The sequence below is a fragment of the Faecalimonas sp. LCP19S3_D12 genome (assembly GCF_052121495.1).
Lineage (GTDB): Bacteria > Bacillota > Clostridia > Lachnospirales > Lachnospiraceae > Faecalimonas.
The window spans coordinates 41,605-64,158 of the sequence record NZ_JBQKED010000016.1; the positions used below are offsets into that span (position 1 = coordinate 41,605).

At 36.7% G+C, this 22,554-nt stretch carries 22 protein-coding genes and 1 CRISPR repeat array; of the genes, 2 read left to right on the top strand and 20 right to left on the bottom strand.

What is annotated here, in order from left to right; all coding sequences use genetic code 11:
* Window positions 1-10: 10 nt before the first annotated feature.
* From ACTQXY_RS06645 to ACTQXY_RS06655, 3 genes are read right to left on the bottom strand one after another with little or no spacing between them, the layout of a single operon-like run.
* Window positions 11-3,769: an FtsX-like permease family protein gene (locus ACTQXY_RS06645; RefSeq protein WP_441658833.1), complete on the bottom strand. Its 3,759-nt coding sequence runs from the start codon at window positions 3,767-3,769 to the stop codon at window positions 11-13.
* A 10-nt stretch (window positions 3,770-3,779) separates the two neighbouring features.
* On the bottom strand, window positions 3,780-4,481 hold the full coding sequence (locus tag ACTQXY_RS06650) for an ATP-binding cassette domain-containing protein (RefSeq protein ID WP_441658834.1): 702 nt from the start codon (window positions 4,479-4,481) through the stop codon (window positions 3,780-3,782).
* A gap of 2 nt (window positions 4,482-4,483) precedes the next feature.
* Window positions 4,484-4,798 (bottom strand): hypothetical protein, encoded by a 315-nt coding sequence (locus ACTQXY_RS06655; RefSeq protein WP_412397785.1) that lies wholly within the window; start codon window positions 4,796-4,798, stop codon window positions 4,484-4,486.
* 189 nt (window positions 4,799-4,987) lie between these two features.
* Between ACTQXY_RS06655 and ACTQXY_RS06660 the strand changes: the two genes are divergently transcribed.
* Complete coding sequence (locus ACTQXY_RS06660; protein ID WP_441658835.1) at window positions 4,988-5,593, top strand: TetR/AcrR family transcriptional regulator C-terminal domain-containing protein; 606 nt, start codon at window positions 4,988-4,990, stop codon at window positions 5,591-5,593.
* Here the strand turns inward: ACTQXY_RS06660 and ACTQXY_RS06665 are convergent.
* From ACTQXY_RS06665 to ACTQXY_RS06685, 5 genes are all read right to left on the bottom strand, one after another.
* Window positions 5,590-6,390 carry an ABC transporter permease gene (locus tag ACTQXY_RS06665; RefSeq protein ID WP_441658836.1) on the bottom strand — a complete coding sequence of 267 codons (801 nt, stop codon included), beginning with the start codon at window positions 6,388-6,390 and terminating at the stop codon, window positions 5,590-5,592. The genes ACTQXY_RS06660 and ACTQXY_RS06665 overlap by 4 nt on opposite strands.
* Complete coding sequence (locus tag ACTQXY_RS06670) at window positions 6,383-7,201, bottom strand: ATP-binding cassette domain-containing protein (RefSeq protein ID WP_441658837.1); 819 nt, start codon at window positions 7,199-7,201, stop codon at window positions 6,383-6,385. Before ACTQXY_RS06670 ends, ACTQXY_RS06665 begins: the two co-directional genes overlap by 8 nt.
* Complete coding sequence (locus ACTQXY_RS06675) at window positions 7,182-7,553, bottom strand: DUF6054 family protein (protein WP_004612894.1); 372 nt, start codon at window positions 7,551-7,553, stop codon at window positions 7,182-7,184. Before ACTQXY_RS06675 ends, ACTQXY_RS06670 begins: the two co-directional genes overlap by 20 nt.
* A gap of 11 nt (window positions 7,554-7,564) precedes the next feature.
* A complete protein-coding gene (locus ACTQXY_RS06680; protein ID WP_441658838.1) occupies window positions 7,565-8,578 on the bottom strand; it encodes a hypothetical protein in 1,014 nt (337 codons plus the stop codon).
* Between the two features lie 62 nt (window positions 8,579-8,640).
* Window positions 8,641-8,937: a hypothetical protein gene (locus ACTQXY_RS06685; RefSeq protein WP_441658839.1), complete on the bottom strand. Its 297-nt coding sequence runs from the start codon at window positions 8,935-8,937 to the stop codon at window positions 8,641-8,643.
* 575 nt (window positions 8,938-9,512) lie between these two features.
* On the opposite strand from ACTQXY_RS06685, the gene ACTQXY_RS06690 reads away from it, so the two are divergent.
* Complete coding sequence (locus tag ACTQXY_RS06690; protein ID WP_441658853.1) at window positions 9,513-9,995, top strand: transposase; 483 nt, start codon at window positions 9,513-9,515, stop codon at window positions 9,993-9,995.
* A 228-nt stretch (window positions 9,996-10,223) separates the two neighbouring features.
* A CRISPR array of direct repeats spans window positions 10,224-10,838; the repeat unit is 30 nt; unit sequence ATTTCAATACATCTCATGTTGTAGTTTATC.
* Window positions 10,839-11,034: 196 nt separating this feature from the next.
* Here ACTQXY_RS06690 and cas2 read toward each other — a convergent pair.
* The 12 genes from cas2 to ACTQXY_RS06750 all read right to left on the bottom strand — a co-directional run.
* Window positions 11,035-11,325 (bottom strand): CRISPR-associated endonuclease Cas2, encoded by a 291-nt coding sequence (gene cas2 / locus ACTQXY_RS06695; protein WP_441658840.1) that lies wholly within the window; start codon window positions 11,323-11,325, stop codon window positions 11,035-11,037.
* Window positions 11,325-12,323 carry a type I-B CRISPR-associated endonuclease Cas1b gene (cas1b, locus tag ACTQXY_RS06700; RefSeq protein WP_441658841.1) on the bottom strand — a complete coding sequence of 333 codons (999 nt, stop codon included), beginning with the start codon at window positions 12,321-12,323 and terminating at the stop codon, window positions 11,325-11,327. The genes cas2 and cas1b overlap by 1 nt, the downstream gene beginning before the upstream one ends.
* An 11-nt stretch (window positions 12,324-12,334) precedes the next feature.
* Entirely contained in the window at window positions 12,335-12,829 is a 495-nt protein-coding gene (gene cas4, locus ACTQXY_RS06705) for a CRISPR-associated protein Cas4 (protein ID WP_441658842.1), read from the bottom strand.
* Between the two features lie 14 nt (window positions 12,830-12,843).
* Window positions 12,844-15,408, bottom strand: coding sequence for a CRISPR-associated helicase Cas3' (cas3, locus tag ACTQXY_RS06710; protein ID WP_441658843.1), 2,565 nt, complete (start codon window positions 15,406-15,408; stop codon window positions 12,844-12,846).
* 71 nt (window positions 15,409-15,479) lie between these two features.
* A complete protein-coding gene (gene cas5b, locus ACTQXY_RS06715) occupies window positions 15,480-16,226 on the bottom strand; it encodes a type I-B CRISPR-associated protein Cas5b (protein WP_441658844.1) in 747 nt (248 codons plus the stop codon).
* Between the two features lie 3 nt (window positions 16,227-16,229).
* Entirely contained in the window at window positions 16,230-17,201 is a 972-nt protein-coding gene (locus ACTQXY_RS06720) for a type I CRISPR-associated protein Cas7 (RefSeq protein WP_441658845.1), read from the bottom strand.
* A gap of 1 nt (window position 17,202) precedes the next feature.
* A complete protein-coding gene (locus tag ACTQXY_RS06725; protein ID WP_441658846.1) occupies window positions 17,203-18,954 on the bottom strand; it encodes a CRISPR-associated protein in 1,752 nt (583 codons plus the stop codon).
* Between the two features lie 15 nt (window positions 18,955-18,969).
* Window positions 18,970-19,668 (bottom strand): CRISPR-associated endoribonuclease Cas6, encoded by a 699-nt coding sequence (gene cas6, locus ACTQXY_RS06730; protein ID WP_441658847.1) that lies wholly within the window; start codon window positions 19,666-19,668, stop codon window positions 18,970-18,972.
* A gap of 226 nt (window positions 19,669-19,894) precedes the next feature.
* The gene (locus tag ACTQXY_RS06735; protein WP_441658848.1) at window positions 19,895-20,233 is read right to left on the bottom strand and encodes an HIRAN domain-containing protein; all 339 of its coding nucleotides are present in this window, start codon (window positions 20,231-20,233) and stop codon (window positions 19,895-19,897) included.
* Window positions 20,234-20,316: 83 nt separating this feature from the next.
* Window positions 20,317-21,297, bottom strand: a complete 981-nt coding sequence (locus ACTQXY_RS06740) for a WYL domain-containing protein (RefSeq protein WP_441658849.1) — start codon at window positions 21,295-21,297, stop codon at window positions 20,317-20,319.
* 23 nt (window positions 21,298-21,320) lie between these two features.
* On the bottom strand, window positions 21,321-21,839 hold the full coding sequence (locus ACTQXY_RS06745; RefSeq protein ID WP_373207468.1) for a hypothetical protein: 519 nt from the start codon (window positions 21,837-21,839) through the stop codon (window positions 21,321-21,323).
* 255 nt (window positions 21,840-22,094) lie between these two features.
* Window positions 22,095-22,554: transposase (locus ACTQXY_RS06750; protein ID WP_441658850.1), on the bottom strand; the 460-nt coding region annotated here is incomplete at its 5' end.

Consider the following 22,554-nt stretch of genomic DNA (forward strand, 5'->3'; position numbering starts at 1 on the left):
TTTCGTATTGTTATTCTACTGATTTCAATGCACTCAGCATATCTAAATGTCTTAATTTTCGATTCATCATGCAGCCCAGTATAAATGTGATTACTGCAATCAAAATTGCCGGAACCGCAAACGCTTTTACACCGAGCGCCGGGTTGAACATGACCTCATCCGGTGGAACAACAGCCAATATATAGCGGAAAAGAATATCTCCCACCCCAAATCCTGCTAAAATACCAAGCAATGAAAGAAGTATTGTCTCCCGATAAATATAGAGTGTTACTTCTTTGTCATAAAATCCAAGGACCTTGATTGTCGAAAGTTCTCGAATACGCTCCGCAACATTGATATTGGTAAGGTTATAAAGAATTACAATTGCGAGTAAAACCGCCACAAGAATCAAAACTTCCATAATTTGATTCAATGAATCTACAATTGTATTGATCTGAGTGATCATCGTTGTATTTTGGACAACACCTTTTACACCACTTAATTCCATAAACCGGCTTGCCTGCTGCTTTGCATTATCTGTAGATCGGTCATTCAGACTGACTAAATTTGCATTTGCCTGATAATTTTCCGAGAAAGCAGTTTCGTAATAACTGTCCGTCATAAACATAAAGTGACCTGTATACATTTCTGTGATAGCTGCAACCTCAACTTCATGTTCCTTATCATTAGAATCTGTAATCGTAAAACGGTCTCCTACTTTCACATCTAATAATTTTGCCAGTCGTTCCGATATTACAACTCCATCATTGTCTAAGTCGATCTCTTTTTTATCCCTACGATTTGTAAGAGTGAAATACTCACGAAACTTCTCTTCATCCTGTGTGACGATCATTTTTATCTCCTGATCATCTTTTTTCGTTCCTGCAACTTTGCTAACTGATTCATAGTGAATCGGAAGCTGCTGTTTGATCACCTCGCTGCTTAACAGAGAATCTAAATCCTGCTGTTCTTCTTCACTCAAATGGCTGTTCTGAGCCACGATCAAATCATATTTAATAAGTTCTCCAAACTGACGGTCATTGATTTTTGAAATAGAATTCTGCACACTAAATCCTGTAAATAAGAGCGCAACTGCACCACATACTCCGAAAATTGTCATGAACATTCTTTTTTTGTACCGGAAAATATTTCTTGCCGTCACCTTATGTGTAAAACTCATTTTACTCCAAATCGGTTTCAAATATTCCAAAAAGATCTTGGAACCTTTTGTCGGAGCCTTTGGCAGCAACAAAGCCGCCGGCTTTTCTCTTAATTCTCTCAGCCCTACAACATACGCCGGTAGAACTGCACTTAAGATAGACAACACCAGTGCTGCCAGTGACGTTTTTACATAAAAGTGTCTTTCAATCGCAGGTACATCAAACCCACTTTTATAAGCATTATAAACTATTTCCGGCAATAACAGATGGCCTGAAAGAATACCTGCAATCGTACCTGATACCCCTGCAATCAAACCGTAGACAGTAAACTTTTTCATAACATCTCTGTCGGTATATCCCAGTGCTTTCAAAGTACCTGCATTGACACGTTCCTCATCTACAAAGCGAGTCATTGTAGTCAAGGTTACCAGGGCAGCTACAAAATACAGGAAAATAGGAAATACATTTGCCAGTGCATCAATAATGGTGGAGATTGTATTATAGATTTTATAGCCGTCTGCCCCCGGCGCTTCTCTTCTGGTACTTAAACTGTACACAGGCGTTTCCAGATTATTCATCTCCTCCTTGGCATCCTCTAATTTTTCTTCATTTTTAGCAATTTCCTTTTCTGCATCTGCTTCTTTTTCATTAAATTCCTGCAGACCGCTTTCATACTCTTTTTCCTTATCTGCCAATTCCTGTTTCGCCGACTCTAACTTCGCTGCGTTTTCCTCATATTCCTCTTCCTTTGAAGATAACGTCTGAGCAGATTCTTTCCACGCTGTCAGACCCGCATAATATGTATCCAGATTATTGTTGTATAAAGCAATTCCCTCCTGATACTTCGCATAACCGGAATTGTATTCACTTTGTTTTTCCTCCAAAAGTGAGCTCTGTGTCTCTAGTTCCTGTTTTGCCTGATTAAGCTGTGTTTCCCCGGCAGCCACTTCATTCTTGGCTGCAGTAAGTTTTTCAGAAGCTGAATTTATCTCTTGTTCTGCCTGGTCCAGTTGCTGCTTAGCATTATTTAACTCCTGTTGTTTTGCATCCAAAACAGCTTTTACCTGTTGTAATTCTGCTTTTTTCTGATCAAGCTGTGTCTGTGCCGATGTAATTCCTTCCATCTGTGGCGTATACGTATCGGTCAAAAAGCTTTGGTACTGTGCCTCATATTTTTCAAGTTCCGTTTCGGAATCTATCAGCTTTTGATTCAAAGCATCTCTTTCCTCCTGTGAAAGATCTGGGTTCGTCAGCTGCTCCTTCAATGTATTTATATTCTGCGTACAGGATGCAATTGCTGTTTCATATTGTTGTTTCGCACTGCTCAATGTATTTTTATGCGTGTCTAACGCAGCCTGCCAAGAGGTAATTTCTTTTAAAGCGCTTTGATACTCCTGCTGCTTCTCCGTAAAATCGGCAAGAGCGGTCTGGTATTCCTGCTGCTTTTGTTGAAATTCTTCTGTTTTTGTTGCCAATTCCTGTTCACTGGATGCAATTGTTTTTTTTGCCTGAGCAAGCTGTGTCTCTTTTGATGATAATGCAGTTTCTGCCGCATTTATCTTTTCCCTGCCAGCCTGAAGTGATTTATATGCAGTTTTCAACTTCGTCTCCGTCGTCTGAAGCGTATTGTTTGCGCTGTCTAAAGATTGTTTGGCTGACTGCAGCTGCATCCACTTTTCTGCAAGAGTTGTTTTTCCGGAAGCCAACTGCTGTTTGGCGCTCTTCAATTGAGAATCCGATGATGCAATCGTCGTTTTTGCTTCTTCAATCTGTTCTCCTGCATCATTAAGCTGTTCTCTGGTATCTGCAAGTTTCTGCTTTGCTTCATCTATTTGTTGCTGACCATCATCAATATTATCTTGGTATTCCTCCTTCAATGCCTGCAAACGAAGCTGTGGCTGATCTTCCAAAAGTTCATCCAGCTCATTTTTGTGCGCCTGAATCAAATCCGTATACTCATCTGAATATGGATCAACATTTTCCGTATCTTGGAAAGTCATTCTCGCAATCATATAAAAGTCAGGATCGAACACCTCACTGCTCACAAATCCATAGCCTTTTAATTCGCCGCTTCCCGAAGTGGACTGTCCCATGTTAATCGAAGAAACAAATTCCGCGGACTTTGCAAATCCGACAATTTTAAAAGAATGTTTCTTCAGCACCTTCGTTCCCAAACTTTCTTTTTCTGTAACCTTAATCGTATCACCGATGTCATATTGATCCTTATAGGTGTCTGACAAAACAATTTCATTTTCGTTTTTTGCATCTTCTCCCTCTGTCAGTTCATATTTTGAAATAGTGTTCGGATTAGAAAACAGGCGAATACTGTCCGTCGTATTTTTAATCTCCACATCTTTTAAATAGCCATACTCTATTTTTTTCGTTCCTGACAGCTGATTAATTGCCTTTTGGTTCGTCGAATCAATTCCATAATCGCCGATAACGGTAAGATCCGATAAATTCAAATCTTCAAAATAGTGAGTTCCTGTTTCTCTCATGTTCGGTCCTGTGACTTTCAGGCCCACCAACGCAAAAGATCCCAGCATCATCAGACAAAAAATCGAAATAAAACGACCTTTGGAGTTTATAAAACACTTTTTAATATCTTTCCACAGTTTTTTCTTTTTCAACGAATCTCACCTACCATTCAATTTCTGAAATATTTTTCGGATGTTTGTTAATCTCAATTTTTTTCACAGTCGCATCATGCATATGAATGACACGATCCGCAATCGGAGCAATGGCACCATTGTGAGTGACAATTACAACAGTTGCGCCTTTTTTTCTACACATGTCCTGAAGAATCTGAAGCACCTGCTTACCAGTTTGATAATCCAGCGCACCGGTTGGTTCGTCACACAACAAAATTTTCGGATTCTTTGCGATCGCTCTCGCAATGGCAACACGCTGCTGTTCCCCACCCGAAAGCTGCGCCGGAAAATTATTGATTCTTTTTGCCAATCCCACATCTTTTAACACCTGAAGTGGATCAAGCGCATCTTTTACAATTTCCGAAGCAAGCTCTACATTTTCTTTCGAAGTCAGGTTCGGTACTAAATTATAAAACTGGAAAACAAACCCGACATCGTTTCTCCGGTATGTAGTCAGTTGTCTTGCATTATAGTTGGAAATATCTTTTCCATCTATAATTACATTTCCACTGTCGTTGGTGTCCATTCCTCCTAAAATATTCAGTACAGTTGATTTTCCGGCACCCGACGAGCCAAGAATAATTGCGAGTTCCCCCTTTTCAATGGAGAAACTCACATCCCTGTTTGCAAATATTTTTGTCTCTCCCATTTGATATGTTTTACAACTGTTTCGCATTTCAATATATCCCATAACTAATTCCTCCTTGCGGCAATTCCGGTTAACTGATAATTATTTTTTGTTCCTGCCAGTGTCAATTCAATTGATTCATCGTCAAAATAACCGATTGCCGTGTATATAAATTTCTGCATAAGCGATGTCAGTGTCCCTGTCACTTTGCATACCCCGTCACCTAAAAGCTCTCCTGAAATCATGCTCTTATGGTTCAAAATATCACAGCATCCGGAGATCAAACCATCTTCCACCTTCATCTGCAAGTAACCGCATCGTGTTCCTGCAGGCGTGACCAAAGTAATCTTGTAAAAATATTGTTGAATATTTTTCTCCATTTATCAGCACACCTCCTTTTCACTGACAAAAGCCATTATAAAAAGAATTATTTTCTTGATAAACGGTCAAAATACTATGATTGTGTAAAATACGGACAAATTGCCCCTATTTGATGGGAAAATTACGGACTTTTAACCATTGATTTGCTTTTCGGACAACTGTATACTAAATTCACAGGAGGTTTTGAAATGAAATATGAAGTGACCAGTTTAAATACTAAAAAATTATTTGCCGAGGCTTTAAAACAAATTGTTGTACAGAAATCATTTTCTAAAGTGACGGTCAGTGAATTGATCCGCGTCTGCAATGTAAATCGAAAAACTTTTTATTATCACTTTACAGATGTTTATGATTTATTAAAATGGACATTAGAACAAGAAGCGATTGACGTTGTGAAAAACTTTGATCTGATCATTGATTATGAAGAAGCAATTCTTTTTGTAATGGATTATATCGAAAAAAATGATGTGTTTTTGAATAATATTTATTACTCTGTCGGCAGAGATGAGTTGAAACGATTTTTTTACGCTGACTTTATTGAAATTACAACTTCTGTTATTAAAAAAATAGAAGAATTAACTGAAATTACTGTTCCAAAAGAATTCGAAACATTTTTAAGTAGTTTTTATACAGAGGCAATCGCCGGGACATTGCTGGAATGGATTGTAAATAAAGAAAAACATGACAAGCAACAGGTTGTAAATTATATTTTTCTTATTTTTCGAACCGCGCTGCCTGAAACAATCAAACAATATTCCAGCAGTGAACAAATGTCATCCCGTGTCTCTTTTTAGATATATAAATCTTTCTTGCAAAACAGGATAATTCCTGCTGCAAACAGCGCAATTCCACCGATAAGTAAAATAGTAACTCCCATCAGCGCGCTGCTCTTTCCAGCCACAAGATTTTCCGGCTGAAACAATGTAAAAAACGTAAAATATTTTGCCTTCTCTGCATCTTCCCCTGCATTTGCAAGCATCTGCAGAACATACATCAATGCAGGAATTCCTGCACCTAACGCAATACTGTATCTCGTATCTGAGAACAGACACGATGCCAAAAAGCAAATTCCTGCAATAAATAACAACAGGCAAAACAATCCAGCGTTCAGTTTCAAAAGTTCTGCGATCTCCAATTCATTCGGAAAGCTCCCCTGTGCCACCACGATTTCCAATACTGTCGCATAGCCAAGTAACAGAATCACTCCACTGATAAGTACGCTCGCCTGTGTACACGCAATCTTCTGCCGTTTTACCGGTGCCGCCACAAGAGAAACCATAGAACCTCGGTCAACATATTTGGCAATCAGACCATTTCCTCGCAGAATACAGAATACCATCGGGAATACAATCAAAATAAATCCATATAAATACGATATCATAAATCCAATCAGGCTCGTAGCTCCCGCATGCATTCCGACTGCCGCCATCAGTTCCGGCATAACCTTCACAAAATCATCCAATGTTTTCATCATCTCCGGATCATACATCCGAATAATCACAGTGACATAGAGCGTGATCACTGCCGCAAAAATGAGTAACACCTTGATACTGCCTTTCATTTCTCGTTTGTACAACGGAAGACTAATCATCGCTCTCACCTCCATAATAATGCATAAAGATTTGCTCCAAACTTGGTTTGGTGGAAACTGTCACATTCTGTCCGTCACGAATTCCGTCAAAATCATTGGCAAACTGTTTCGCCATCTCCACATTATCCAGTGTAACCGTATAAGAATGCACATGACATTTGCGAAGTTCATCCACCGAATCGACCGCCATCAGCTTACCATTTCGTATAATTCCAATCCGCTGGCAAGTCTTCTCCACTTCCTCAAACATATGACTGGACATCAAAATCGTCTTTCCACGTTTCTTCTCTTCTTCTATCAGTTCCACAAACCGACTTTGCATCAACGGATCTAGTCCGCTTGTCGGCTCATCTAAGATGAGAATCGCCGGATCGTGCATAAACGCTGCGACAATCCCGATCTTCTGCTTCATTCCCTTGCTCATCTTTTTGATCTTTCCCTGCGGGTTTACCTCAAATCGCTCCAAAAGCTCCTTTTGGCGATTCTCGAAACCAAGTTTGCGATATTTCTGCATAAATTTAAGAAATTCCGTCCCAGTCATATCCTCAAAAAAACTGATTTCCCCGGCTATGTAACCAAGCTGCTTTTGGATCTTGTCACTTTCCTTCCAACAATCCAGACTATTGATCGTGCAGCTTCCTGATTTTGCTTTCAAAAATCCCATAAGATGTCGAATCGTGGTTGTCTTCCCGGCGCCATTCGGTCCAAGAAAGCCGAACACTTCGCCCTCTCCGACCTGAAAAGATACATCAAAAATTCCCTTTCCCCCTCCAAAGTCACGCGAGAGGTGCTCAATTTCTATTACACTCATTATTTTTCTCCTGAAAACCATATTCCTGCAGAACTTCTACTGCCATATCTGCGAACTCTGCATTTGCTCCATAACTAAAATTCCACAGTCCTTCGCCACCACCAGAACCAACGATATCCGCCGTCTGCATCTGCCCGTCATCCGTCAGCATCACTGTCAAACTCGCATAGCTTCCATTTCTCCAATAATATCTCTCAAAACTTAGTAGCATTACAAATGCATTCCCCAATACTTTGTAATCGTCACACACCCTCTCTGCTTTGATTTTTTCTTTTAAATCCTCCCCCAAATCCTTTACACTTTTTCGAATGTTATAACATTCCATCTTCTTCACAACACTTGCCATAAACATCTACCTCTCTCTTACCGCTTGCCCGGAAATACAATAATATTGCTCTTCGGTTCTTCCGCAACAATTTCTTTTATCATATGCCCACGCCTCATCACAGTATTCGTATGCTCCCATACATTGTCAATTCTCCGCAATAGTTGTCTCTGCAACTTTTCATTCGCCGCAATATAATCAAAATCCATAAATCCTACTTCCAGCACATCCCGAATATGCTCATATGTACCACCGGTGCGGATAATCATCTGAATGGTCTTACAAAGCAATTCCGCCTCCTGCTCTTCTTCATGTCCTTCTTTTATAAAGAAATCCTTCAGTTCCAGCATATATTTGTCAAATGGAAGATATCCTTTCGTCCCCAAATGTTCAATTTCTTCCTTCGTCGGCTCATAAAACGAACAGCCTTCCTGCCTTTTTTGAAGCTCCTTATACATATTTCCGTCGGTCCAAAGTTTTAAAATCAACTTCTCTCCCCTTAATTCAAAATACTTTTTATTCTCCGGTATGGCTTCACAAAAAGAAATAACTTCAAATAGCTCCTTCTTACTTCCGCCATCTCTCACATACAAATTTATCACTTGTTCAATTGAGCATATACCATATAGTTCCGACAACACATTCAAATACATTAACAGCTTTTTATCCATGTTCAGACTTTGCTTCCAGCTCGTATCACAATTTTTCAAATATGCCTTCCGCACCTCTTTTGGCACACAAACAACTCCTCCATCCCAGTCATAACCGATCCCGATGTAGGCACCTTCCGCCAAATAATCATACTGATGTTCGTTTGATTCAATCCAAACCTGACTCTCGCCGGAATCCAATAATTCTAGCTCCGCTTCGCTCAAATACATAAAATATTTCCTCATCACATCTGCATCAAGAAGTGCACGACACAAAAATTCAACCATCTGCGCCTTTTTATATTGCGAATATCCATGCAAATGATGAAGCTTTGCAATCTCCACCAGATCGCTCTTCCGATATTGACTTAAAATTTCATGTAAGGTAATGCTATCACTCATCTTTCGTGTACCCCCTATTTTTCTTTGTTACCTTTTCTTCAAGTTTTTCTGTACGTAATCTTCTATATACTTTTGAATATTTCTCTTTTTCTTTCTTTTTCCAGGCACTGCTTTACTCTCCACCTATCATCTAATCCATCTAGTCCTTTAATAATCACTTGCACAATATATGGCATTAACATGATTACAAATGAGATAACACACGGCTCAATGCCCCTTTTTGATATGCTTTGTATAATTCCATTGACAATCCATATTATTGTCCACACTGTTTTGTACGGATAAAATTTTATAAAATAACTTGTCGTTGCTTGTACTAATAAACGCATCGCTACAAAGTAATTTCTACCCTTTTTCATGCTATCACTCCTTATATACTTAATCATATCACACCAGTTTTTACAAATCCATCAGAGCTTGTACTTTTTTCTTTGTATCTATTCTACATTCATATACAACCAGCTTAAGAAATTAAATTTATGCAAATCTTTTTCGAACAGGGTGATCCGTCATCTCATGAGCATCCTGATCAGTATTTTTATCTCAGGTTATCATGGAAGACCACCGACTTTGCACAAAACAGTTCCTTCCACAGAACTACAATCGCCCATTTTCTCAATTCCGGGAAATGGGATGATTCCTTACTTGGGGATGCTTTAAAATCCTCCGTGGTTGAAATTATTTATTCAGAAGCACGGCGTACCGGAAAGCCTGTTTTCTGTATTGTGGATGATACCATAGCTTCAAAGACAACGCCTTCGTCACAGGCTCTGCATCCAATTGAAGATGCATATTCCCACCAGTCCCATTTAAAGGGAAAACAGGATTATGGTCACCAGGCAGTTGCCGTTATGCTTTCCTGTAACGGTATTGTCCTGAATTATGCTTTGTACTGTACAATAAATCCATTTCTAAAATTGATATTGTACAAAACATTGCAAAGGAACTGCCTGAACCTCCGGTCATGTCATATTTTCTTTGTGACTGCTGGTACGTTTCTGAAAAAATAATCAATACATTTGCACAGAAAGGATTCCATACCATTGGAGCTTTAAAACCAAACCGGCTGCTATACCCATCAGGAATGAAAAAGAAACTCTGTGAACTTGCCGCTGAATTATCGGTAACACAGGAGGGATTTGACCTTGTGACAGTCAAAAACCGAAAGTATTATGTGCACCGGTATGAAGGAAACCTTAATGGTATAGAAAATGCAGTTGTTCTTTTAAGCTATCCTGAAAAGGCATTTGGAAATCCCAAGGCACTGCGTGCTTTTATCAGCACAAACGTGGCGTTATCAACACTAGAGAGCCTTTCCTGCTATGTGTGCCGATGGCCGATCGAGGTATTTTTCAAACAATGTAAAAACCGTCTGGCACTGGGAAATATCAGTCTTTCCAGGAAGGATATCAATTGATTCGCAGTACCATTCAACAGGAAAAGGATCAATATCTGTTTCAGTGTGCAAAATCCAGTGCTGATTTTGAAGCATTTATGAAATTAGCAGGATAGTTTTGTGCATTTTTTCAAATTTGCTCATTTATAGTTTGTATATTATTTTTCGTTTTAAAATATTTTCTCTATTCCCCACGAGGCTCGTGACGCTCCTTAACAAAACATCCTACATGCTCTTTCCATTGAATATGGTTAAATATATCTCATGTTGTAGTTTATCGATTGCAAATGAGTTGATGGCGCGGGGGAAACAGGATTTCAATACATCTCATGTTGTAGTTTATCGATAAAATTTCCAATTCCAGAAACTTCTATCAGCGAATTTCAATACATCTCATGTTGTAGTTTATCTTGTGAAATTGCGTTCTGCAGTTTGCATAATTCGGATTTCAATACATCTCATGTTGTAGTTTATCTTTCATTCCCGGTAAGCTCTTTCTCAAATAGGCTGATTTCAATACATCTCATGTTGTAGTTTATCTATATTTTTGGATTCTTACATAACTTTCATAATAGAATTTCAATACATCTCATGTTGTAGTTTATCTCAAAACACACAGGAGACAAAGCTACTCTTTAAGAAATTTCAATACATCTCATGTTGTAGTTTATCGGAGACGTTGTACAGACAGAAAACGAGTTCGGAAATTTCAATACATCTCATGTTGTAGTTTATCGGTTCGATTCCAGAGGCAAAACACCCAGCACAAAAATTTCAATACATCTCATGTTGTAGTTTATCAAAATCCGCCACACTACTATACTCTGCCAACTGATTTCAATACATCTCATGTTGTAGTTTATCTAACGCATTTCCGCGCTTTTTATTTTTCATTTCACTTTTCGCCCTGATTTCTCGCCATTTTTCAGATTTTTACCAAGCGCCACGCCTATATTATTTTCAATGTCTAGTATTGCATAAATCCCTTGTATTTACAATACTTTTTCACTTTTCCCAGCTTTCCCGCCTGGTAAACTTCCTACAGATTTCTTTTTCGTTTCTATATCATTAAATCTTCGCCTGTTTCCTGCCCTCCGTTTCCAAGAATCTCTTCTCCGAACACATTATCATTCATCAATTTTATAATACAGACAAAATCCTCATCCTTATCAATCACCCGATTAAGTTCTTTACGTAATTGTATAAACTTCGCCGGCGTCATTTCACCGCGAAAAACAGATTTCTGAAAATGCGAAAGATATTTTTTACAAATCTTAAATACTTTCTGCACCCGCCTCTCTCCCACATCATAAAACAAAAATGCATAATTATAATTCAATTGTTTTTTCATCACATGCCTTCTTTCAAAGAAAACGGAACAAATTCTTTCCCTTCCAAAATATTTTTTATTAATTTGTAGCAATCTAATTTCATTGCCGTACGATAAGATACTTTACGTTTTAATTTTGGATGCATAAAAACACTTTCCAGGCGTGCCTCAAATGCTTCTATAAATATTTTCCGTCCTTCTTCATTTAAAATACAATAATTTACACTTTTCTCAAAATGCTTTTCCACTTGCAATCTTCGATTATTTACCAAATCAAAAATGGTTCGGAAAACGATTACCAGCTTAAATACTTCACTAAGATCTAAGCTCAATGAAAATCTACCTTCAGAAGGTTCATGTAAAAAGCTAATTCTTTGGTCCAAATGAGTTTGATAAATCGCCGAAATTGTTTTTGTATATAGAAGTGTATTACCAAGGGAAACCAATGCATTCATCGGGTTATCCGGTGGACGTTTTACTCGTTTATTCATTATAAAATCTTCTGGTAGGAAATATTTAAAATTATTATAAAAACGAATCCACACTTCACCCTCACATGCCAACAGTCGTTTGATATCCTGCGTCTGTTCAACTTGTGGAAAAAACACTTTTTTGATCCAATCGATACTTTCTTTTACTTCTTTTTTATCATGCTTATAGTAATGGTATAACACTTCGTAAATATTAACCCCGATTCCCTTTACAATCGCACGCGCTATATCCATTCGGTCTTCCTGATATTTCATCGCCTGTTTTACAATCAATTTCCCACTCAGATAATGGTCTCTCGGATAATAAGTTCCGCTGTACCCACCATAATAATTAAAAAAATGAACAATAATATGATTCTGCGCCAAAAAATCTAATAGCTTTGTGTTTATACTTACCTCATTGAAACAATAAATCTCCTTTGTATTCTCAACCGGAATATATACATTTCTCCCATTTTTACGAAAACATAGCGAATTGTCTTTTCTCGTTAATTCTCCCATCGACATAATATATCTGGTGCTTCCCATAATATCACCCCCTAAACGTAACAATACTCATAATATGCACATTTTTTGCAGGTTGCTTTATGAATACACTCCGGCGGTTCCGGCTCTTCAAGCAATTTTTCTATTTCTTTTATGTAATATTCCAGTTCCTGTTCCGATTCTTCCGTCAATTCTAAAACAACAATTTTCTTATCCTTTTTATTTTTTTCTACAAATTCCAGCTTCCCTTTTCGAACAATTCCTTTAGATTTCAAAACACTTAAATAATATAACAACTGCCACTTTGCTGCTTCTGCATCCGCATCTGACTTTTTTATTTCTGTCAAATATTCTTTTGCCAATTTATCCAATCGAATATTGTCTATGGCGATTTCCGAATTTTTTGAGTTTTCTGCACGTTCTTCATGAATTGCTTTCCCAATTTTTACTTGTTCGCTGTTATCCTCCAAATTCAACCGATTTCCATGAAGATAGCACTGCCTCTTGCAGTGAAAATAATAATTAATCAGTGTCCCATTCACTTGCATATTCACACCCCCAGTTAAATGAACAAATCCGTACCATCCTGAAATCGTTCTCTTTTTAAAATACCATTTTCATCAAAATAATCTTCTCCGTTTTCAATATAATAAATATCACCGATTTGTTCATCCTCTTGAAAATGAGCGTTTTCACTCAGCTGATAAATAAATCCATTCATTTTACTTCTAATGTTCCTTAACTTTACAGTTTTTTTTACATATTCCATTTTTTCATCTTCAAGAAGTTGTCTATATTCTTCCCAAATTTCCCTACCATTTATTACCTCCCCCTTCTCTTCTGTAATCTCTCTTGCCAAATATACAGAAAGCATATTTCTATTATCATCAATTAATCGCATTTTTTTATCTATTTCCGGCATTTTTAACTTTTGCACATCTTCTTGAAAAAATATTTCTAAATTCTTTTTTGAATCTACTTCCTCACCTCGCTTTTTTACCTCCGGCAAAATATTTTCTTCGTAAAATTTAGGAAAATCTTTTGTCGTCAAAACCTCTCTCATCGCATCCATTTTCAAAGTAACTTTTTCTTCAATCCGAACATCATCGCTTCCATAAACTCCGGCTGCATCATCTAAATCGAAGAAATATACCATTCCTTTTCGTTTTGCGGAACGATTCACTCTTCCCATAAACTGTTCTTCACTATCAAGTCTGGAAATATCTTTATAGCCGATATCCATATCAATATCCACTCCTGCTTCTATCACTTGTGTCGCAATTAAAAGAACGGATTTCTGCCCTTTTATTTTCTCTATGGTCTTCTTTCGATCCTGAATGCTGCTGTCTCCTGTCATCAAAAATACCGGACAAGTACTTTCCTCTAATATTTTTTTATAAAATTCTTCCGCACTCGCTTTCTTAATAAATTCTACTAATATTTTTTGTTCATTTCCAATATTACCTAAAATATGTTTCATAAGTTCATCCAGTGTTATTTTCTGGTCCAATAATTCATAATTTGCAACCACTCGTTTCGCAAACTTTGGATGTTTAAAATATTTTTCCCGCTCTTTTACCAAACGCACCGTCTTTGCCTGATTCTCTGTAAGCATTTCTAAATTCGGTAATGTCGCAGACATAATAATAATTTTGATATTCAGTAATTCTGCAAATCCTTTGAAAAAAGTAATGATTTCTGCCCACAAAGCATTCCGATAACTCTGTATTTCGTCAAGCACAATAACTGAATTACATAATTGGTAAAAACCAAATGCATCCTCTTTATACTGCCCGAACAACGTGCGGAACAACATCACATGCGTTGACAATACGATCGGATAATTTAAAAACTGCCTGTCCAGCAAGATTCTCTGATATTTTTCACTCTCATCTTTTCCGTTCCACTCATCTTCGTCTACCCTCTCTTTTAATGGCACCAAAGAATTCACAAGTGCTACTTGTGCCATCACCTCTTTGTTTTCCCCAAACACCTTATTGATAGAATCCATGTTTTGTTCCACAAGCGTATTGAACGGATAAATATAAAATATTTTTCGAATATATTCATTCTGCTTCATAAATGTAAAGCTGAGATTCATTGCCGTATTGCTTTTCCCACTGCCTGTAGGTGCTTCCAAATAAAACACCGACGCATCGATATTCTTTTTTAATTCACATTCCGCATCCAAAAACAATTCTGTCCGAAGAACATTTATATCCGTTTCTCTCTCCAACGCTTCTTGATTTCTAGGATAATACGTTTCCTCGTAACTTCGAATGCTTTTCTGAACAGGGCTTTGTTCATAGATGTTTATGATTTCATCGCATTTCTCAATCTCTCCAAAGTTTTGAATTTCTACACCTTTCATATATTCCGAAGTCGCATAATAATCAGAAGCAATGAGCATCGAATATAACAGCCTTGTCAATCCATATAAATAAACTCTTTTTCTATTTTCTTCCCTGCCATTTCTTTCAAGCATCCGCTCCCATCTGTTTCTAAATTTAGAAACTTTATCTTCTCCCATTACTTCTTTCTTCCATTTTTCCAACCATGCTCTCGCCCTGACTCCTAAATCTTCGCCTTCCGTATCTCTTCCCGACAAACTTTTCAAATATTGTTCCAAACCAACTAATTTTCCATGATGCCTAGAGATAATATAAGAATTGATATAAGCAAAATCTTTTAGAAGCTCTCTTTCTGCCTTGTCCTCCAGTTCATTGATTTTCCCCAAGAAATAATCTAAATAAAACACCGAAGAAAGAATAGAGTGTTTACTTCCAATATTATTATCCGGCGCTAATTCTAGATGAAATTCATGTTCCATTTTCTTCTTTTGAAATATAGGATTTACTTTCCCAAAATCATGAAACGTAACAATATTCACCAACATTATTTCAAACAATATTTTTGCCTCATCACTAATTGGTCCCAAATATTCTTTTTCAAATTTTTCTACAATTACATGAATATGTTTTTTTCGGAAAATGTGGATCCAATATTTCTGACTCAATTGTGTATGAGCATAAAGCGTCTCTTTTTCTTTTCCATTCGCAGAAATATGAGCATAGCACTCTTCACTGCAATTCATGAGTTTTTTAATTGATAACATCAAATTTTCCATTTCCCACACCTCAATTTTCTATCTTATCCTTTTGCACAAAAGGCTCCGCATATCCCGCAGAACCTTCTATTCTAGTAAAATGCTAATATTTTCTTTTCATCTTTATACAAATTCGCCTCTTTTACACGAATCGGAAGATTCGTATAACAAAATGTATCATACTCATACAAGTTTGTATAACCATTCAAACGAATCGGAAGCTTTTCCTCATACTTAAATTCTTCAATCTCATCTTCATCATCCGGTAAATCTATCTCGCCTATCCATTTGGGAAACATACTAAAAATCTCTGTTTCTTTCAAATCAACCTTTTCAAGATCTAATAGCGTAACATTTTTAATATCAGCCAGATGGTCATTCTTTCCCAAATATAGTGTATAAACACATTTATTTTTTTCTAACATCTGCGCGATTTGCTCTGCTTCCTCACAATCTAACAATACATAAATGTCCCAGATAGGATTTTCCAGCCACTGCTCTTTTACGATCAAGTTCCCGTCTTTGTTCGCATACCCTACCGAATTATTAAATGTCTGAATCTTCTTTGGAATATATCCTCGTTCATTTCTCGGCACAATTGAAACTTTTAACTTTCTTAACTTCTCATAAAATTCCGGATACTCTTCTATAAGAGCTTCTCCTTTTTTTCTCACAGTCCACTTCTTTTGTGCATACCCATCGTATCCGACAACCGCTCCAAGCATTCCAAGCAAAGCAACTTTATGAATCTGACCATATGTAAAATAGTAATAGGCATTTACTTCCGGCTTTTTAAAAAACGCATTTTTCCCGCTCAGCGTAAATCTTACAGCCTTCATATCCTACACCTCTTTTTGCGTAATAATATTGTAAAGCTTTGCTTCTTCAACTCCACACACTAATTCTGTCGTATATGGATTATAATAAATTTCTATATTTTTCACTCTATCTTTCAGTTCATTTATAATTTCTGCACACGCACTGATGTCAATTACATTCCTCTTCTCTTGTTTCTCAAAGGTAATATATTCTGACAAATTCGGCAAATATAAATCTGCTTCTGTTTCTACAAAAAGAGCAAACTCATTTTCACAGCCCTCTTTCGCATTCGTTGCAAAAGAAGTCGTTGCAACCAGAGCTGTCCGCTTAAAATTCTGATAATCCTCTTCTGTATATCCTTCAGTTACACCAAGATTGACCAGTTCTCTATAGGCCATCGGATTCACCACAAACGGATAAAAATAATGTGCTTCATTACTTGTAATCTTTGTTCCCAATGAAGAATTTCTTTTCTCCGTATCTTTCTGTTCTTTGCCATCGACTTTTTCTTTGTTTTTCTTTCCTTCTCCAGCTGCATTTCTAAATGGAGAAAGAATAGGTTGTTCTTCTGCTGTTGTGTCTTCGTATTTATTAAATCCCTGACCGAATTGAACAGCTCCAGTAATCGAAAAATTATTTTTCTCCTCTGCAAAAGTAGCGCCAAAATTTTTCACGTCTACAGCCGACATCAGATTTGTTAAAACCTCTTTTGAATCCTTGGTATCTTTTAAATCTTTCACGTTAAAGATTTCTTCATAACGTTCTTTTAAAGATTTTGGAACTAATGATCCATCTTTCTCCGAAAATTTCATTGATTTGATATATAACACTTTCTTTCCTTCATTATCCCACATCTTTTTCATAGGATATTTCAATGCTTTATCACTACCATATACTGTTCCGTCAGACATACTTTTCGGATATCCACTAAAGTCTGCATTCCAATTTGCCATAATTGAAGAAATCCCTAATACACCATATACTCTGTTTTCCATATTACGCTTCCTCCTTAGCTATTTTATTCGATTCATAAACCAAATTACTACTTATATATCCTGCAATAATATCTTCCTGACAAACTTTCCCCTCCAACACATAGTCAGAAACAATTGCATATAGCTGATTTACTCTCCTTCGTTCCACGTCCATTCGATAATTATATTTCATAAAGTACTGTGTAATTTTCTTTTGAAGTACTTTGTTATCTGTAACGTTAAAAAAAGGATTTGCAAGAGAATGTACTTTTTTCTCTGCCTGACTCAACGAGATAAAATAATACACTAGTTGCCCCACTGCATAAAAATATTCACTGTCACTTTCTGCCACACAATACTCTGATTGATTAATTTTATCCCTCAATTTTTTTCTAACATCTTCATATTTTGCTGCCATATTACATTCTCCTTTAAAATACTCTTCCAGCGAACACATCAAATTAAATTGTTGTCCCATCTTCGTTTTAAATCCATTACAAACAGAATTCTTAACCATATTCATGCACGCCTTATGAAGAACGCGGTCCATATTCACATCCACCCCTTTGTATAGCCATGCAAAAATCGCCTCTCTGAACCATACAAGATTTTTCTTCAATTCACCCTCTACAGACAGTTTATCCTCTTCTGTAAAATAATTTCCAACCAGCCAAGATGAAAATAACACTTCATTTATGACGCTCTGCAATTCCGTTTTATTCCTATAATCTTTGTATCGCTCTTCTTTATCTTCCAAACCGAGAACATTCTGATACCGAAACGGTTTTATCAAATGATACTTATAGTCAACGATTATATCCTGGTGATGAATTTCCACTTCTTTTCCCTTTTGAACCTGAAGAAAATATCCTGTAAAATCGCTGCTAAACATTTGCCCCTTTTTTTGTGCGGTAATTTTCTTTTTTGTCGTATCAAAATACAGATCCGTTTCTCCAGCATTTGCTTTATTCATCAGATAATCAAAAAATTTTCTCTGAAGCACCGCTTCTTCTGGTGTAATTAAATACGGCGCCGACATTCTGCGTGTCTTATTCTTCAAATAAGGTTTCTTGGAATTCAACCCCAAATTATCATCTGGCAATCCTAGAACTCTCTCTTCTACCTCTAGATTATAATCATTATTATTAAAAATTTTTGTCATTACATATCTTTTTTCTTCTGTTATATATAATTTTTTATCTTGTTCAAAAAAAATTTTGAGATAGTTTTTTCCGTTCAACAAAATACCGAAATCTTCTAGTCGAAAAATATTCTCTTTCACCCACGCTCTGTTTTTTTCTAATTGCTTCTGATCGACATCTCCTAATTGTTCTACAATATAATCATACAATTTTCGTTCCTGAGGTTTTTTATACTTCTCTCTTGGATTTTTTAATACATCAAAATACCGATCAATTGCAGCTTCATCCAACTTACCATTTTCTAAACTTTCCTGCTTCACCCAAAAAGACAAATAGTTATTCGAATGAATCACTTTTGAACCCTGAGGCTTTTGCATGCTAATAAGGCGGCTATGATAATCATAAAAACAAATTTTTCTCAACAAATCATTATCATTTGGAGTTTGGTCCAAAATTCTGCTTTTCTTATTCAACTTGATCGAACAACTTCTGACTTCTCCACTTTTGTTGACCACCACATATATTCCATCTGCTGGAATGTAGCTACCCAAAATAAGTTGATCCCCATCTCCTGTCTTTTCTTCCGTTCGTTTTAATTCTTCTGCAAAAACCTCCAGACAATCTTTTAACACATTCTCACCTCCCAGTTATAGCCAACGATAATTGCAGTACCCATATCCCCTTGTATTCATCTCGCACAGTCCTGTTCCCAGCAAGAAATATGCCAGTTCCTGTGCCTGTGCATTATCTGCTATTTTCAAATTCACTTTATCCCCCAACAGTCGAATCCCTTTGTACTCATTAGCAATTGGCTTCCTATTTAGGAATGTAATATTCGTATATAGCTGGAAATCCTCATCTATTTTCTTACCCGCATACTGATTATACTTCTTAACCGCATTCTCAAACAATCGTCGTTCAAATTCTTCTAAAGACATCTGATTCTTCCAATATCCATCTGACTTCTGGATCATCGGTGTTAATGAATAGATCTCCCCTATCACTTTTCTCGGCAACACACGATTTTCCACAATCAGACCTTTCATTGAATCGGTGTAGTGATTTCTCAATACTTTTGAAAAATATTGAGCAAGATTTGAATCTACCGTTCTTACTGTGACTGTATATATGTTGTCCTTCTTATAAACACCCTCTTTCTCAATTGGATACAGCCCTCCGAAACAATAATTTTTAAATCGGTTCGTTTCATGATATTCTAACCATCTTTCATTTTTCGCAAGAGCGGAATCTATATATTCCGCTTCTTTTGCCAAAATTTCCGGTAATGGAATATCTTTGAGGAGATACACTTTAACCCGAATCTCAAATACACTTATCTTCTTCATATCCTTTCTTCACCTCCTAATTATTTTTCAATATTTGCAAGAATTGTTTAATTATTATATTTATATCCTACTACTTATTTCGCACAGTGCCAACATATTTTATTTATACCATTACATAAATAAGTTTTATCTATTATAATTTTTTAACTTCAACATTAGTTGTCTTTAAATATACTAATTTTAAGTGTATAAAGACAAACCACAACATGAGATGTATTAAATTTTTCTAGTCCTCCTTCTCCGACAACTCCAATCCTTTCCTTTCTTTGAACCCGTCTACCACTTTACAGATCACTTTCGAACTTGTAATAAACATCACTTCTACTGTAAATTTCTTTTTCACCTTATGTGCGATTCCTCCCGCGCTTTTCGTTCCGGTTGCAACCGTATATGGAGAATTTGCAACATAACCGATTGTTCCTATCTGCTTCATTGTAGCTTTAATTGCTTCTCCATCATATGGATTATTTGGCTCTTTGACACATTTAATCTTCTTCCCAATCTTAAATGGTGCAACTCCATAATAGTGATTAAATCCAACAATTGTAATGTACTTTTCCTTCATAGATATCCCTCCTAAAAAATCGCTCCTTTGAATACCTCTATAATAAAAAATAAGGTGTACAAAAATCTGTACACCTACGCATTCTAATAATTCTGCAAAATTTCCTGCAGATATTTTCTGTATTCTTCTCTCACAAATTTTGGAGATTCAATTTTCATTTCCTTGCCAATACCGGTCAGCCATCCAAAAAACTGCCGACTCACCCCCACTAATATATGTACCCGAAAATGCTCTTCATCGACCGGAATCAGTATCGTTTCCTTACCAAAACGATCTATAATCACACCAGCTAATTCATTACAACAAGTTAAAGTTACCTCAACATCTTGCCCTCCGTACATCCCAAATGTTTTCTTTGCAAATTCAGCCAAATCAAATTTCTGGAACCGCTCTCTGCCGACACGCTCTTTTTCAATAATTTGAACTTGCTGCATCTTATCCACTCTGTAATGTTTGATAACATCTTCTGTTTCATGATATGCAATCAGATAATAGTTCGCATCATCCCACGTAAGCGCCCACGGACTCACCATGTATACAGCTCCATTCTTCTTTGGAACTAACTTTTTCTGCACTGTCCACTCCGCATATTGATATTGGATTTGATAATTTTCTAATATCGCCGTATGTATCTCATTCACATTATAGTAAATTGTTTCATTTTTTGTTTTGGGACGATTATAAATAAACACATTACGTTGCAATAATCTGGCATCATATTCATTTGTCAGATTTTCTAGTTTTCGAATCAATTCTTTTGACTTCTTGCAACTAATAAATTTAGAAGTCTGCACAGCATCCACAAGCAGTTTCAATTCCGGTAATTCAAATTCCCTGCTGCCGATGTAATATCCACCGTTTGTTCCCTTTGCTTGCACAATATCGATATGGAACTCTCTCAATGTCTCAATATCACTATAGATTGTCTTACGATCCGCTGCCATACCATAGTCCTGAAGCAGTCGATTGATATCAACCGCTGAAAGTGTATGTCTTTCATCTGATTTTTCAGATAATATTTTCATGATATAAAGCATTCTTAATTTTACTTTGGAAACCGCCATAGTTCTCCCTCCCTGATAACTGTTCAATCATTTCTCACTGTAATCGTTATATCTCTGTAGTCATAACCAATCACATCTAAAATCCTTGTCGTTAAAATTTTCAGCAATGTTTCTGTATCATAATGTGTCTCAACATACAAATTATCTTCTATCTTCAAAGGACTCCTCATTCCATCTGCCCGCTCTGATATAAGTACCCTTGCTCTGCCTGATACTTTTCCTCTAAGCAACAAAAGTTTATCATGCTTTTCTGGGATATTAATGCATCGTTGCAAAATCACCTCAACAACTCTCTTCCATGTCGGTACGTCTACCCTCGTCCCATCTGGAAATCTGACACCTGTTGGCTTTTTCCCTTTAAAAATTCCAGGTACACCTGCAAGAGGATAAATACTCTCATATTCCCTAACTTCCGCTGTAACTCTTGCACTACCTGAATTATCCTGTTCCTCTCTCAATTTCAAAATCATACTGTCAAACATAATATTGATGTCTTGAATCAGTCTTGTCCTAAAATTCTGAAGTTCTTGAATTGTATCCATTCTTCTGTTCCGCCTTTCTGATATCATCTTTCAATTTTTCTTCTTGTGCAAACATATACCTGCGCACGTGCTAAATATATTATTTCATAGAAATACAAAACTGTCAATATTGATCTTTTTCTTTTCTCCCAAGCATCCCTCAACAATTTAACGCTTACCCACTTTGAAAACATGCACGGTTAAGAACATAAAAGATAAGGTGTACAGAACTCTGTACACCTTATCTCAGACTGTAGACAAAGTTGGTGCTGGAGTTTAACTCCAGCACCACTTTTCTGTATGAATGAAATTTCTCGTTGCTTTTATTAAAGAGCACCGCATATCAGATACTTTCTGCTCCTTTTTTGCCAGGATTTTTACCAGCTTCTTTAAATTCATGCATGCATATGTAAGCCCGACTTTCATTTCCATTCGTGCTTTTCCTTTATATTGTGTATATCGAAAACCATGTTGTTCTTTTGCGGTTCCGAAGATCCGCTCTATGGTTTCTTTACGCAGATCATATATTTCTTTATTTCCTATGGTATGACGGATATCCTCACATTTTTCTAAATACTCTGCCCATATATGACGTGTTACTATTTTTACATGTTCTTTGCTTTCAGTACATTTTGAAAGGTTTGGGCAATCTTTGCAATCCCTGCAGTTACTTTTATATTCCCTGTAACCATCTCGATTTGTAGTAGAATACGTTAGGATTTTTCCTTCCGGACAT